Below are 14,441 nucleotides of genomic sequence, written 5' to 3'. Positions count from 1 at the left end.
GATTCCCTGAGTCCCACGACACGTTTCGGGCTAAGCTGTGAGCAGATCAGCACACGTCGACTTTCCGGGAAACCGTATTCTCGGATCTCCGTGCGTCTGGATGAGAGATCAACGTTTCAATGGTGAACGGCCGGGAGACACATTGCAGCGGGCCGCCATCCTGAGCTTCTGCGTGCCGTCTCCATAAACTTGCCGTCAGCACAGAGAGGGGCTCGGTTTTCGTGCCACATTTGGAAGAGCAACAACTGTCCTGGACCGATCTGGACAAGAAGGCCGTGGACACCGTTCGGGTGTTGGCTGCGGACGCTGTGGAGAAGGTGGGCAACGGACACCCCGGTACCGCGATGAGTTTGGCTCCCGCGGCGTACCTGCTGTTCCAGAAGCTCATGCGTCACGATCCGAAGAACCCTGACTGGATTGGCCGTGACCGTTTCATCCTGTCTCCGGGCCACACTTCTTTGACTCTTTACATCCAGTTGTTCCTCTCCGGTTACGGCCTGGAATTGAAGGACCTCGAGGCGCTGCGTACCTGGGGTTCGCTGACTCCGGGCCACCCGGAGTACAAGCACACCGCCGGTGTTGAAATCACTACCGGACCGCTGGGCCAGGGTCTGGCGTCGTCGGTCGGTTTCGCGTACTCCCAGCGCCGCCAGCGCGGCCTGTTCGACGCCGATGCTCCCGCCGGCCAGTCGCCGTTTGACCACACCATCTGGGTCATCGCTTCCGACGGCGATCTCCAGGAAGGTGTCACCTCGGAGGCTTCCTCCCTGGCCGGGCACCAGGAACTGGGCAACCTCGTGGTGATTTACGACGAGAACCACATCTCCATCGAAGACGACACCGACATCGCGTTCACCGAGGATGTCCTGAAGCGCTACGAGGCCTATGGCTGGCACACCCAGCGCGTGGACTGGACCAAGACCGGCGAATACGTCGAGGATGTCCAGGAACTGTACTCGGCGCTGCTGGCGGCCAAGGCCGAAACGACCAAGCCCTCCATCATTTCGCTGCGCACCATCATCGGCTACCCGGCTCCGAAGAAGCAGAACACCGGCAAGATCCACGGTTCGGCCCTGGGCGCCGAGGAAGTGGCTTCCTTGAAGTCCGTCCTGGGTTTCGACCCGGAAAAGTCCTTCGACGTTGACGAAGAGGTTCTGGCCCACGCCCGCAAGGTTGTTGAGCGTGGTTCCGAGGAACGCGCAGCCTGGCAGGCGAAGTTCGAGGCATGGCAGGCTTCCAACCCGGACGGCGCCGCTTTGTTGGAGCGCATTGAGGCCAAGAAGCTTCCGGTGGGCATCGACGCTGCCCTTCCGGTGTTCGAGGCCGGCAAGGACGTTTCCACCCGTGCCGCTTCGGGCAAGGTCCTGAACGCCATCGGACCTGTCCTGCCCGAACTCTGGGGCGGGTCCGCTGACCTGGCCGAGTCGAACAACACCACGATCGAGGGCTCGCCCTCGTTCATCCCGGCATCGCGGTCCACGGACGCCTGGAAGGGCAACCCGTACGGCCGTGTGCTGCACTTCGGTATCCGTGAGCACGCCGCTGCCTCGATCGTGAACGGCATCTCGCTGCACGGCCGCACGCGTGCGTTCTCGGGCACGTTCCTGATCTTCTCGGACTACCAGCGTCCGGCCATCCGTCTTGGCGCTTTGATGGGTGTTCCGTCCCTGTACGTGTGGACGCACGACTCCATCGGCCTGGGCGAAGACGGCCCCACCCACCAGCCGGTGGAACAGCTCGCCTCCCTGCGCGCCATCCCGGGCCTGGACGTGGTCCGCCCCGGTGACGCGAACGAAGTCTCCGCTGCCTGGAAGGCCATGCTGGAGAACCACGAGAACCCGGCAGGGATCGTGCTGACCCGTCAGAACATCCCCACCTACGCCCGCGGTGAAGGCGAAGCCACCGGTGATACCTTCGCATCCACCGCAGGTGTGGCCAAGGGCGGCTACGTCCTGGCCGAGGCCTCCAAGGACGGTGAAACGGTGGACGCCCAGGTCATCCTGATCGGCACCGGCTCCGAGGTCCAGCTCGCCGTGCAGGCCCGCGAAGCACTCCAGGCCGAAGGCATCGCCACCCGCGTCGTCTCCATGCCGTGTGTCGAGTGGTTCAACAAGCAGGACGAGGCCTACCGCGAATCCGTCCTCCCGGCCTCCGTCAAGGCCCGCGTCTCCGTCGAAGCCGGACTCTCCCAGGGCTGGCGCGAATTCGTCGGTGACGCCGGCCGCTCCATCTCGCTGGAACACTTCGGCGCCTCGGCTGACTACAAGCGGCTCTTCCAGGAGTTCGGCATCACCGCCGAGGCTGTCGCCGCAGCCGCCAAGGACTCCCTCGCAGACGCCGCAGCATAACCGTCTGACCCCCTAAGACAGGAGAAATTCAATGACTACTCCAACACAGCAGCTTTCCGAAGCCGGCGTTTCCATCTGGCTCGACGACCTCTCCCGCGGACGCCTTGAAACCGGTACCCTGCAGAAGCTCATCGATGAAAAGAACGTCGTTGGCGTGACCACGAACCCGTCGATCTTCCACGCCGCCATCACCTCGGGCACGGACTACGACGCCACGATCGCCAAGCAGGCAGCAGCAGGCGCCAGCGTCGAGGAGACCATCTTCGAGATCACCACTACCGACGTCGCCGACGCCTGCGACCTCTTCGCTCCGATCGCCGCAGCGACCAACGGTGTTGACGGCCGTGTCTCCATCGAGGTCGATCCCCGCCTCGCCTGGGACACCGCCGGTACCATCGCGGAAGCCAAGCACCTGCACGCCAAGGTGAACAAGGACAACGTCCATATCAAGATCCCGGCAACCCTGGAAGGCCTCGAGGCCATCACGGCAACCCTGGCCGAAGGCATCAGCGTCAACGTCACGCTGATCTTCTCCCTGGAGCGCTACCGCGCAGTCATCAACGCCTTCCAGTCCGGTTTGGAGCAGGCGAAGGAGAACGGCCACGACCTCTCCAGGATCCACTCGGTCGCGTCATTCTTCGTCTCCCGCGTGGACACCGAGATCGACAAGCGGCTCGATGCCATCGGAACCGACGAGGCCAAGGCTCTCAAGGGCAAGGCAGGCGTTGCCAACGCCCGTCTCGCCTACCAGGTCTACGAAGAGCTGTTCTCCACCGAACGCTGGGCAGTCCTGGCCGAAGCCGGCGCCCGTCCCCAGCGTCCGCTGTGGGCATCCACCGGCGTCAAGGACCCGGCATACCCGGACACCCTGTATGTTACGGAGCTCGTAGCTCCGGGTGTCGTCAACACCATGCCCGAGAAGACGCTTGATGCTACTTTCGACCACGGCGTCGTCACCGGGGACACCGTCTCCGGAACCTACGAGGACGCCAATGCAACCCTGAACGCCCTTGAAGGCCTTGGCGTCGCTTACAACGACGTCGTGGCGCTCCTTGAGTCCGAGGGGCTTGAGAAGTTCGTAGCCAGCTGGAAAGAACTGCTGGCCGACGTCGAAGGCGCTCTCGCAACTGCACGGAAGGCTTCCTAACCAACAATGAGCACAATCAGCTACGACGCCAGCGGTGCTGCACAGCAGGCTATCGCCCAGCACATCGACGCCCTGGTCGAGGACAAAATCGCAACAAGGATTTTCGCCAAGGACCATACTCTGTGGGGTCCTGACGCCGAATCCGAGTCCGCCATCAGGCTGGGCTGGGTAGAGGCTCCAGCCGTCTCCCAGCCTCTGGTTGCGGAGATTCTGGAACTGCGTGACGCCTTGCGCGCAGAGGGCGTCTCCCATATCGTCCTGTGCGGCATGGGTGGATCCTCGCTGGCCCCCGAGGTCATCGCCGGTACCGCCGGCGTCGAGCTGACTGTGCTGGACAGCACCGACCCCGAACAGGTCAGTGCTGCCCTTGCCGACCGCCTGGAGGAAACAGCCATTGTGGTTTCCTCCAAGTCAGGTTCCACTGTGGAGACCGACTCGCAGCGCCGCGTCTTCGAGAAGGCCTTCAACGAGGCCGGAATCGAAGCGGCCAGCCGGATCATCATCGTGACGGATCCTGGCTCTCCCTTGGACAAGGCGTCCCGTGAGGCCGGCTACCGTGCTGTCTTCAACGCTGACCCCAACGTCGGCGGACGGTTCTCGGCCTTGACCGCGTTCGGCCTGGTCCCGTGCGGCCTGGCCGGCGTCGACATCCAGGCCTTCCTCGATGAGGCTGAAGAGGCTGCGGAGGTCCTCAACGAGGACTCCAACGACAACATCGGCCTCGCTCTCGGCATCGCCCTGGGGGGAACCACCCCCCTGCGCAACAAGATCGTCATCGCCGAGGACGGCTCCGGGATTGTCGGCTTCGCCGACTGGGCCGAACAGTTGATCGCCGAATCCACCGGCAAGTCGGGCACGGGTGTCCTGCCGGTCGTTGCCGGCCCGGACTCCCCCGAAGCCGTTGCGGGCGCGGACGACGTCCTGGTGGTGCGCCTGGTGGACGCCGACGCGGACGTCGATCTTCGCGACAACGAGGTGGCCATCGCAGGCGGACTCGCATCCCAGATGTTCGTCTGGGAATTTGCCACCGCAGTTGCCGGCCGGTTGCTCGGCATCAATCCCTTCGACCAGCCGGATGTCGAGGCCGCCAAGGTTGCTGCCCGCGGTCTGTTGGACGCACGTCCCGAGCCCACACCTGCGGCTTTCACGGACGGCTCCGTGGAAGTCCGGGGCGGCGACTGGCTCGGCTCCGCAGCGACAGTCACCGACGCCGTCCAGGCTCTGCTGGATCAGCTGGGCGCTGACGGCTACCTGAGCGTCCAGGCGTACCTTGACCGGATCGCCCACGCTCCCCTGGAAGGAATCCGTGACGAACTGGCCGCTGTGTCCGGGCGCCCGGTCACCTTCGGTTGGGGACCGCGCTTCCTTCACTCCACGGGGCAGTTCCACAAGGGTGGACCCGCCATTGGAGTGTTCCTCCAGGTCACGGCAGCCGCCTCCACGGACCTGGAGATTCCGGACCGCCCGTTCACCTTCGGTGAGCTTATTGCGGCCCAGGCCTCGGGCGACGCCCAGGTCCTTGAAGGACACGGCCGTCCCGTGCTTCGCCTGCATCTCACTGACCGTGCAGCAGGCGTAGCCCAGCTCCAGGAAGTCGTCGCTGCGTTGGCCGGGCAGGCCAGCGCACTCGAAAGCTAAGGCACAAAACCAAACATGCCAGAAACTGAAAACGGCAGGAAGAACGCCGGGCTGCGGAACCCCTTGCGGGACCCGCGGGACCGCCGTCTGAACCGTATTGCAGGGCCGTCGTCGTTGGTCTTCTTCGGAGTCACCGGCGACCTCGCCCGAAAGAAACTCATGCCCGCGGTCTACGACCTCGCCAACCGGGGCCTCCTTCCGCCGAGCTTTGCCTTGGTGGGCTTCGGCCGCCGCGACTGGGACGACGCCGACTTCGCGGCCGAGGTCAAGGAAAACGTCAAGGCCCACGCCCGCACCAGGTTCGATGAAGCCGTGTGGGAGCAGTTGGCGTCCGGCATCCGCTTCGTCAAGGGCGAGTTCGACGACGACGACGCCTTCGAGCGCTTGGGCGACGTCCTCGAAGAACTCGACGAGAACCGTGGCACCCGGGGAAACCACGGCTTCTACCTGTCAATCCCGCCCAAGGCGTTCGAACAGGTCTGCCGGCAGCTGTCCAAGCACGGCCTGGCCCAGGCCAAGCCGGGCCAGTGGCGGCGCGTGGTCATCGAGAAGCCGTTCGGCCACGACCTCGAGTCGGCACGGCAGCTGAACGACATTGTGGAATCGGTGTTCCCGCCGGACGCTGTGTTCCGTATTGACCACTACCTGGGCAAGGAAACAGTCCAGAACATCCTGGCCCTGCGCTTTGCCAACCAGTTGTTCGAGCCGCTGTGGAACGCCAACTATGTTGACCACGTGCAGATCACGATGGCCGAGGACATCGGTACCGGCGGCCGCGCCGGCTACTACGACGGCGTGGGCGCAGCCCGCGATGTCATCCAGAACCACCTGCTGCAATTGCTGGCGCTGACGGCCATGGAGGAGCCCATCTCCTTCAACGCCGACGACCTTCGTGCGGAAAAGGAGAAGGTCCTGGCTGCCGTGAAGCTGCCTGAGGACCTTTCAACCCACTCCGCCCGGGGACAGTTCACCGGTGGCTGGCAGGGGGGCGAGGAAGTCCAGGGCTACCTGGACGAAGACGGCATTCCTGCGGACTCGAAGACCGAAACCTACGCCGCCATCCGGGTGGACATCAATACCCGCCGCTGGCATGGGGTTCCGTTCTACCTTCGCGCCGGAAAGCGCCTGGGCCGTCGGGTGACCGAGATTGCCGTGGTGTTCAAGCGTGCACCCAACCTGCTCTTCCGCGACCACGGTGAAGACGACTTCGGGCAAAACGCAGTGGTCATCCGCGTACAACCGGATGAGGGCGCAACCATCCGCTTCGGTTCCAAGGTCCCGGGCACGCAGATGGAAGTCCGCGACGTCACCATGGACTTCGGTTACGGCCACTCCTTCACGGAGTCAAGTCCCGAAGCCTATGAGCGGCTGATCCTGGACGTCCTCCTGGGCGAGCCGCCGCTGTTCCCGCGGCACCAGGAAGTGGAGCTGTCCTGGAAGATCCTCGACCCGTTCGAGGAATACTGGGCTGGTCTGGACGAACAACCTCAACCCTACGCACCGGGCAGCTGGGGGCCGGCATCCGCCGACGAACTCCTGGCCCGTGACGGACGAACCTGGAGAAGGCCATGATCGTAGATCTTCCCGACACAACCACGTCCAAGATCTCGAAGAAGATCATGTCGCTGCGTGAACAGGGCGGTGTCATCGCGCTGGGTCGAGTGCTCACGCTGGTGGTGGTTACCAAGTCCGGTCAGGAGGAGGAAGCCATCGAGGCCGCCAACGAGGCGAGCCGGGAACACCCCTGCCGGATCATCGTGCTTGCCGACGCCGGGGCCGAAGCGCCCGACCGCCTCGATGCGCAGATCCGCGTGGGAGGCGACGCCGGAGCCTCCGAGGTCATCGTGCTGCGCGGCTACGGCCAGATGGCCCACGAGAGCGAGTCGCTGGTGGCTGCGTTGCTGCTGCCGGACGCTCCGATTGTGGCGTGGTGGCCCCACGGAGCGCCGGAGAGCGCCTGCGACACATCCATCGGCGGGATTGCCCACCGGCGTATCACGGACTCGGCCAATGAGGCGGATCCCGCCCAGGCATTGGAGAACATCCGCCGCACGTACAAGGCCGGTGACACCGACCTTGCCTGGACGCGGTTGACCAATTGGCGCATCCAGCTTGCGGCGGTTCTCGACCAGGTGGACAGCGATCCTGTCTCTGCCATCGCGGTCGAAGGGGCGTCGGACTCCCCCAGCACCCTCCTGCTGGCCGCCTGGCTGACGTTGGCTTTGCAGGCCCCGGTCACGATCGTGGCGGACCCGGCCGGCACCGGGATCCGGCGTGTACGCCTGACCCGTGCCAGCGGTGATGTCCAACTGTTCCGCCCGGGCTTGTCCGTGGCTGAACTGACGCAGCCCGGACAGCCGGCCCAGCGCATCACCCTCCCCCGCCGCAGCCTTCGGGACTGCCTGGCAGAAGAACTCCGCCGCCTGGATCCTGACGAAGTCTTCGGAGAAGTGATTACGATGGGACTGCCACTTACCAGCCAGAGGAGAGTCCAGACCAGTGCACGCTGAGCCAAGAGTTAGCATCCATCCCGACTCCAAGGTGTTGATGGCTGCCATTGCGGCACGCCTGATCACCAAGCTTGTCGACGTACAGGACAAGCACGGCGAAGCCACGGTTGTCCTGACGGGCGGCACCGTGGGCATCGGGACGCTCAAGGCTGTAGCGGACTCTGCCGCAGCTCCTGCAGTTGACTGGTCCAGGGTGAACTTTTGGTGGGGGGACGAGCGCTTCGTCGCTGCCGACAGCGACGAGCGGAACACCCGTCAGGCTCACCACGCACTGCTGTCGCAGTTGCCTGTCGATCCTGCCCGTGTCCACGAGCCCGGCTCCTCAGACGATTTCGCCACGGCGCAGGAGGCGGCCGATGACTACGCGGCGCGACTCAAGGCGGCAGCAGAAGCCGAACACGCAGCCGACATGTCTGACGACCGGCCGGAAAGTCCGTCAGACCTGCCACGGTTCGATGTGCTGCTTCTTGGCGTAGGACCTGATGCACACGTGGCGTCGCTCTTCCCCGAACAAGCCGGTATCCGCGAAAAGGGCCGGACTGTGGTGGGCGTCGAAAATTCACCCAAGCCGCCGCCGTCGCGCGTGTCCCTTACCCTGCCGGCGATCAACACCGCCCAGGAAATTTGGATGGTCGTGGCAGGCGAGGACAAAGCAGGTGCGGTAGGCCTGGCACTTGCCGGGGCGAACCCGGTTCAGGTACCGGCTGCCGGTCCTGTGGGTCGGTCCCGGACCCTCTGGCTTATCGACGAGAACGCTGCTTCACGCGTCCCCCAGCAACTGGTCCGGAAGGACCCGGCCGGCGCGTAACCGCTCCAGCGCTCCAGCCAGGACCGTTTCGGCGTCCTGGCTGGAGCGTCTTTCTTTAACGTAGTCCAGGTGCGATTTATACAGTTCGTCGTCCGGCCGGGTTGGTGAGGCAGTTCCCGGCTCCCTGGCCGCGGTCAGCCCGCACTTGGGACAATCCCAGGTCTTGGGGATCTGATCGTCGGGCAGCTTAAGGAAAATAAGCCGCGTTTCATGTCCCTTGGCGCACCAATAGGGGACACGAATACGCGGCAATTGCTCAGCTTCGCCTGGATCGCTGTGATTCCTTGCTCCGGAACCAAGCGCAACTCCTGCGCGGGTACCCCGGTAGCCGGGCGTGCCATGAACCATTGTTTGAACCCCCTGGGCGACGAGGTGGTGGGCCGTGGCGGCCAGTCGGCCCTGCGGCCGACACGCCCATTGTAATGCGGGGTGTACGACGGCGGCACCCGTCTTCCGGGTGCCGCCGTCGTGAATACATGGAAAGCCTCAGGCTTTGGCTACGAATCTCCGCCGGAGGTGAAGCGCATGATGAGGCCCAACCCGATGATGACAAGGCCCCAGGTGACACCAAGGATGATGGTGAAGCGGTTGAGGTTCCGCTCAGCAACACCGGAGGAGCTCAGTCCGGAGCTCATACCGCCACCGAACATGTCGGACAGCCCGCCGCCCCTTCCCTTGTGAAGCAGGATGAGCAGCGTCAGCAGCAGGCTGGTTACACCAAGCAGAATCTGCAGGATGACTTGGAGAACGTCCACAACGGCCTTTCGAAGAAGCGGAAAACGGGAGCCGGACTAGTCCGTCACGAGGTGGCTCTCGAACCTGACAATGTTAGCAAACTCGGCGGGGTCCAGGCTGGCGCCACCCACAAGGAGCCCGTCAACGTCAGCTTCAGCCATGATGGCAGCCGCGTTGTTGGCCTTGACCGACCCTCCATAGAGCAGGCGCGTCTTGAGGGCAACCGACTCATCAAAGAGCCTGGCCAACTCATCCCGGATGGCGGCGCACATTTCCTGGGCGTCGCCGGGACCTGCGACTTCACCGGTACCAATGGCCCAGACGGGCTCGTAAGCCACCACGAGTTCGGCCGCTTGCTCGCCGGTCAGCCCTTCGACGCCTGCGCGCAGCTGTGCAAGCGTGTGCTCCACGTGCGTGCCCGCCTGCCGGACCTCGAGGCCTTCCCCGACACAAAGGACGGGGGTGACTTGGTGACGGAACGCTGCCTTGACCTTGGCGTTCAGGACTTCGTCGGACTCATGGTGGATGGTGCGCCGTTCGCTGTGGCCTACCAGGACGTAGGAGCAACCCAGCTTGTTCAGGAACTGGCCGGAGATGTCACCCGTGTACGCGCCGGAATCGAACTGGGAGAGGTCCTGAGCACCGTAGACAACTTCGAGGTCGTCGCCCTGTACCAGGGTCTGTACGCCGCGGAGATCGGTGAACGGCGGGAAGACAGCAACTTCGACCCGCTTGTAGTCGTGCTTGGCGTCGGAGAGGGTCCACGCCAGCTTCTGCAGCAGGGTGATGCCTTGGACATGGTCCATGTTCATCTTCCAGTTGCCTGCGATGAAGGGCTTGCGGACAAAGTTGCCGTTGGCAGAGGTAGTCACATGAACTCCAAAAGATTTCAGGGGATTAAGGAAACAGCCGGCAGGGCGCTGTGATGCACCCTGCCGGCTGGTTGCTGGTCAGCGGTCCAGGACGCTCAGGCCCGGAAGTTCCTTGCCTTCAAGGTACTCCAGGCTTGCCCCACCACCGGTGGAGATATGCCCGAACTGTGAGTCCTCGAAGCCCAGGGTGCGGACGGCGGCGGCAGAGTCTCCACCACCAACCACCGTGAAGGCGACAGTGTCCGTCAGTGCCTGGGCGATTGCCCTGGTTCCGCCGGCGAAAGCCGGGAACTCGAACACGCCCATCGGGCCGTTCCAGAACACGGTCTTGGCGCCTTCGATCTGTGCGGCAAAGGCGGTGGCGGTCGCGGGTCCGATGTCCAGGCCGATGCCGGAGGCGCCGAAGGAGCTCTCCTCGATGGCGTCGGCTGCTACGACTTCGTGCTCGGCGTCCGCGGCAAAGCGGTTGGCAACCACGACGTCGGTCGGAATGACGAACGACGTCCCGGCGTCGGCTGCCCTCTTGAGGTAGTCCTGGACAACAGGAATCTGGTCTTCTTCGAGCAGGCTGCCGCCAACCTTGCAGCCGTTGGCCGCCAGGAAGGTGAACAGCATGCCGCCGCCGACGAGGATGGTGTCAGCCTTGCCGATGAGGTTGTCGATGACGGCGAGCTTGTCGGATACCTTGGAGCCGCCGAGGACCACCACGTAGGGGCGCTGGGTGTCGGTGGTCAGCTTGCGCAGGACCTCGACCTCTGTGTGGACGAGGTCGCCCAGGTAGGACGGAAGCCGCGTGGCGACGTCGAAGACACTGGCGTGCTTGCGGTGCACTGCACCGAAAGCATCGTCCACGAATGCCCCGTTCCCGCCGGTGAGGGCCACGAGTTCGTCCGCGAACGCGCCGCGGTCGGCGTCGTCCTTGCTGGTCTCGCGGGCGTCGAAGCGGACGTTCTCCAGGATCAGGACTTCGCCGTCCTGGAGCGCCGCTGCGCGGGCTTTGGCGGACTCGCCAACAGTATCGTCGGCCAATGCCACCGTGAAGTCCGCCAGTTCCGCGAGGCGGGCTGCTGCAGGCTTCAGGGAGTACTTTTCCTCGGGTGCACCCTTGGGGCGGCCGAGGTGGGCGGTTACGAGCACACGGGCACCGGCGTCCGAGAGCTTCTTGAGGACCGGGAGGGATGCCTTGATACGGCCGTCATCGGTCACTGTAGAGCCGTCGAGCGGCACATTGAGGTCACTTCTGACCAGAATGTACCGCCCGCGGACACCTTCAGCGATGAGTTCGTTGAGGGTGTGAGATGTCATGTGTCTACCCTAGCCCAGCTTGGATGCGACAAGCTCCGTGAGGTCTACGAGGCGGTTGGAGTAGCCCCACTCGTTGTCATACCAGGACACAACCTTGACCTGGTTGCCGATCACCTTGGTCAGCCCGGAGTCGAAGATCGACGATGCCGGGTCGCCGACGATGTCGGAAGAAACGATCGGCGCGTCGGTGTAGGTGAGGATGCCTGCCCACTGCTCCGACTCAGCCGCCGCCTTGACTGCAGCGTTGACTTCGTCCACGGTGACTTCGCGGGAAACGGTGACGGTGAGGTCCGTGGCGGAACCCGTCGGCACGGGAACGCGGATGGCGTAGCCGTCCAGCTTGCCCTTGAGCTCAGGGAGGACCAGGCCGATTGCCTTGGCGGCGCCGGTGGACGTGGGAACCATGTTGACGGCGGCGGCACGGGCACGGCGGAGGTCCTTGTGGGGGCCGTCCTGCAGGTTCTGGTCCGCCGTGTAGGCGTGCACGGTGGTCATCAGGCCGCGTTCGATGCCAAAGGCATCGTTGACTACCTTGGCCAGCGGGCCGAGGCAGTTGGTGGTGCAGGAGGCGTTGGAGATGATGTTGTGCTGGGCGGGATCGTAGAGGTTGTCGTTGACGCCCATGACGATCGTGATGTCTTCGTCGCTTGCCGGAGCGGAAATGAGGACCTTCTTGGCACCAGCATCGATGTGCTTCTGTGCGGCCGCGGCCTGGGTGAAGAAACCGGTGGACTCGATCACGATGTCGACGCCGAGGTCGGCCCAGGGAAGGTTTGCGGGGTCACGCTCGGCGAGGACCTTGATGGCCTTGCCGTCCACGACGATATTGCCATCCACGACTTCAACGGACTGGGTCAGACGGCCGCCGACAGAGTCGTACTTCAGGAGGTGGGCGAGGGTTTCGGGGCTGGTGAGGTCGTTGACGGCGACAATCTCAAGGTCTGCGCCCTGGGCCAGCGCTGCGCGGAAGTAGTTGCGGCCGATGCGGCCGAAGCCGTTGATACCAATACGGGTGGTCACTGTTTGTCAATCTCCTTGGTGCTCTTGCAAGCACGCCTCGTGAGTTGGATTAGAGGTCCAACCAACAGACCCCGCACGTCATTGGGCAGAGGTGATTATCAGATCGGAGGGCGACCAGCCACGTTGCTGAAGGCTAACCGCCTTCCGTGATCCATCTTACGTTTAACTAAGCCTGCCCCCGCAACTGCGGGGGCAGGCTTTTCAGCATTTGGCCCTAATTCACTATAAAAGTGACTTTTGTTACACCCGTGTCAACGAGGGCTCACCAACTACAGGACGATGAGGCCCGTGGCGTTGGCCCGGGCAGCTTCGAAGCGCTTGGCGACATCTGCCCAGTTCACGATGTTCCAGAAAGCCTTGACGTAGTCAGCCTTGACGTTGACGTAGTCCAGGTAGAAGGCGTGCTCCCACATGTCGAGCATGAGCAGCGGGGTGGTGCCGACGGCAACGTTGCCCTGCTGGTCGTAGAGCTGTTCGATCAGCAGGTTGCCGGCAATGGGCTCGTAGGCCAGGAAGGCCCAGCCGGAGCCCTGCAGGCCCAAAGCTGCTGCCGTGAACTGCGCGCGGAAGGCGTCGAAGGATCCGAAAGCGTCGTCGATCGCGGCCGCGAGCTCACCCTCGGGCTTGTCGCCGCCGTCCGGGGAGATGTTGTTCCAGAACACGGAGTGGTTGATGTGGCCACCGGTGTGGAACGCGAGGTCCTTGGAGAGGCGGTTGATGTTGGCGTAGTCACCCTTGTCGCGGGCGTCAGCCAACTGCGCGAGGGCGTTGTTCGCGCCGGCAACATAGGCAGCGTGGTGCTTGCTGTGGTGCAGCTCCATGATCTTCGCCGAAATGTGCGGCTCGAGTGCTGCGTAGTCGTAGCCGAGCTCGGGCAGAACGTACTCTGTCACGAAATCCTCCAATGTCGTGGACCGTAGTCCGGTTTGGTCATTCTCGTACTATCCATCCGGCTGGCTGACCAACCGGAAATCCTTGGGGAGGAAGACTGTTCCGGCCCCTGAGGGAAACAACCCGCAGCAGCCTTGCAGTATTTCCTCCGCACTTTCCCGATTCTATGGGTGCGGACTACTCGTCCATCATTTCGGGAGTCACATTTGCTTCTGTGCCCGGTATACCCAGATCCAGGGCGCGCTTGTCGGCCATGGCCAGCAGTCGCCGGATCCGGCCGGCTATGGCGTCCTTGGTCATGGGCGGATCTGCCAGGCGGCCGAGTTCGTCAAGACTGGCCTGTTTGTGGGCCACACGAAGCTCACCTGCGTACTTGAGATGGTCCGGCACATCGTCGCCAAGAATCTCCAGTGCCCGGTCAACCCGGGCGCCGGCAGCCACGGCAGCCTGTGCGGAACGGCGCAGGTTGGCGTCGTCGAAATTGGCCAGCCTGTTGGCGGTCGCCCTGACTTCCTTCCGCATCCTCCGCTCTTCCCAGACCATGAGGGCATCGTGCGCTCCCATCCGGGTCAGCAGGGCGGCAATCGTGTCACCGTCCCGGATGACCACCCTGTCCACGCCGCGGACTTCCCGGGCCTTGGCCTGGATGCCCAGCCGGCGGGCAGCCCCTACCAATGCGAGGGCTGATTCCGGCCCTGGGCACGTCACTTCCAAGGATGACGACCTGCCCGGTTCCGTCAATGATCCGTGGGCCAGGAAGGCTCCCCGCCAGACGGCCTCTGCGTCGGCTGCGGAACCATTGACAACCACAGAGGGCAGGCCACGGACGGGACGGCCGCGCCCATCCAGCAGGCCGGTCTGCCGGGCCAGGGCTTCTCCGTCCCGGACAACGCGGACAACATAACGGCTGCCGCGCCGCAGTCCCCCACCGGAGACCACGATGATCTCGCTCTGGTGTCCGTAGACCTCGGCGATGGCCGCCCGCAGCCGGCGGGCGGTGGAGGCAAGATCGACCTCTGCCTCTATGACGATCCGTCCGGAGATGATGTGCAGGCCGCCGGCAAAGCGGAGCATAGCCGAAACTTCGGCTTTGCGAACGGACGATTTCTTGATGTCCAGCCGGGACAGCTCGTCCTTGACCGACGCGGTTAATGCCATCGCGTGTGT

Annotated in this window: 13 protein-coding genes; 6 read left to right on the top strand and 7 right to left on the bottom strand. The window is 64.0% G+C overall.

Annotation, left to right across the window (positions count from 1 at the left end; all coding sequences use genetic code 11):
- Positions 1 to 230 precede the first annotated feature (230 nt).
- The 6 genes from tkt to pgl are packed head-to-tail and all read left to right on the top strand — an operon-like array spanning position 231 to position 8,451.
- Entirely contained in the window at positions 231 to 2,348 is a 2,118-nt protein-coding gene (gene tkt / locus ACPFL9_RS10860) for a transketolase (RefSeq protein WP_426007532.1), read from the top strand.
- A gap of 31 nt (positions 2,349 to 2,379) precedes the next feature.
- Positions 2,380 to 3,495, top strand: a complete 1,116-nt coding sequence (gene tal / locus ACPFL9_RS10855) for a transaldolase (RefSeq protein ID WP_426002602.1) — start codon at positions 2,380 to 2,382, stop codon at positions 3,493 to 3,495.
- Between the two features lie 6 nt (positions 3,496 to 3,501).
- Complete coding sequence (locus ACPFL9_RS10850; protein WP_426002601.1) at positions 3,502 to 5,133, top strand: glucose-6-phosphate isomerase; 1,632 nt, start codon at positions 3,502 to 3,504, stop codon at positions 5,131 to 5,133.
- Positions 5,134 to 5,148: 15 nt separating this feature from the next.
- Complete coding sequence (zwf, locus tag ACPFL9_RS10845; protein ID WP_426002600.1) at positions 5,149 to 6,705, top strand: glucose-6-phosphate dehydrogenase; 1,557 nt, start codon at positions 5,149 to 5,151, stop codon at positions 6,703 to 6,705.
- Positions 6,702 to 7,643, top strand: coding sequence for a glucose-6-phosphate dehydrogenase assembly protein OpcA (locus ACPFL9_RS10840; RefSeq protein WP_426002599.1), 942 nt, complete (start codon positions 6,702 to 6,704; stop codon positions 7,641 to 7,643). The genes zwf and ACPFL9_RS10840 overlap by 4 nt, the downstream gene beginning before the upstream one ends.
- Positions 7,644 to 7,680: 37 nt before the next feature.
- Positions 7,681 to 8,451 (top strand): 6-phosphogluconolactonase, encoded by a 771-nt coding sequence (gene pgl / locus ACPFL9_RS10835; protein ID WP_426002598.1) that lies wholly within the window; start codon positions 7,681 to 7,683, stop codon positions 8,449 to 8,451.
- On the opposite strand, the gene ACPFL9_RS10830 is transcribed toward pgl, so the two are convergent.
- From ACPFL9_RS10830 to whiA, 7 genes are all read right to left on the bottom strand, one after another.
- The gene (locus ACPFL9_RS10830; protein ID WP_426002596.1) at positions 8,404 to 8,799 is read right to left on the bottom strand and encodes an RNA polymerase-binding protein RbpA; all 396 of its coding nucleotides are present in this window, start codon (positions 8,797 to 8,799) and stop codon (positions 8,404 to 8,406) included. The two genes, pgl and ACPFL9_RS10830, sit on opposite strands and share 48 nt — an antisense overlap.
- Positions 8,800 to 8,948: 149 nt before the next feature.
- Positions 8,949 to 9,206, bottom strand: a complete 258-nt coding sequence (gene secG, locus ACPFL9_RS10825) for a preprotein translocase subunit SecG (protein WP_426002595.1) — start codon at positions 9,204 to 9,206, stop codon at positions 8,949 to 8,951.
- A 36-nt stretch (positions 9,207 to 9,242) separates the two neighbouring features.
- Positions 9,243 to 10,058, bottom strand: a complete 816-nt coding sequence (gene tpiA / locus ACPFL9_RS10820; RefSeq protein ID WP_426002594.1) for a triose-phosphate isomerase — start codon at positions 10,056 to 10,058, stop codon at positions 9,243 to 9,245.
- 78 nt (positions 10,059 to 10,136) lie between these two features.
- Complete coding sequence (locus ACPFL9_RS10815) at positions 10,137 to 11,363, bottom strand: phosphoglycerate kinase (RefSeq protein ID WP_426002592.1); 1,227 nt, start codon at positions 11,361 to 11,363, stop codon at positions 10,137 to 10,139.
- 9 nt (positions 11,364 to 11,372) lie between these two features.
- Complete coding sequence (gene gap, locus ACPFL9_RS10810) at positions 11,373 to 12,383, bottom strand: type I glyceraldehyde-3-phosphate dehydrogenase (protein WP_426002591.1); 1,011 nt, start codon at positions 12,381 to 12,383, stop codon at positions 11,373 to 11,375.
- A gap of 269 nt (positions 12,384 to 12,652) precedes the next feature.
- Positions 12,653 to 13,276 (bottom strand): superoxide dismutase, encoded by a 624-nt coding sequence (locus ACPFL9_RS10805; RefSeq protein WP_426002590.1) that lies wholly within the window; start codon positions 13,274 to 13,276, stop codon positions 12,653 to 12,655.
- 175 nt (positions 13,277 to 13,451) lie between these two features.
- A complete protein-coding gene (gene whiA / locus ACPFL9_RS10800; RefSeq protein ID WP_018777554.1) occupies positions 13,452 to 14,432 on the bottom strand; it encodes a DNA-binding protein WhiA in 981 nt (326 codons plus the stop codon).
- Positions 14,433 to 14,441: the final 9 nt, after the last annotated feature.

This window comes from Paenarthrobacter sp. NyZ202, assembly GCF_049860755.1.
GTDB lineage: Bacteria > Actinomycetota > Actinomycetes > Actinomycetales > Micrococcaceae > Arthrobacter.
This window is presented reverse-complemented; position numbering and strand designations above follow the sequence as displayed.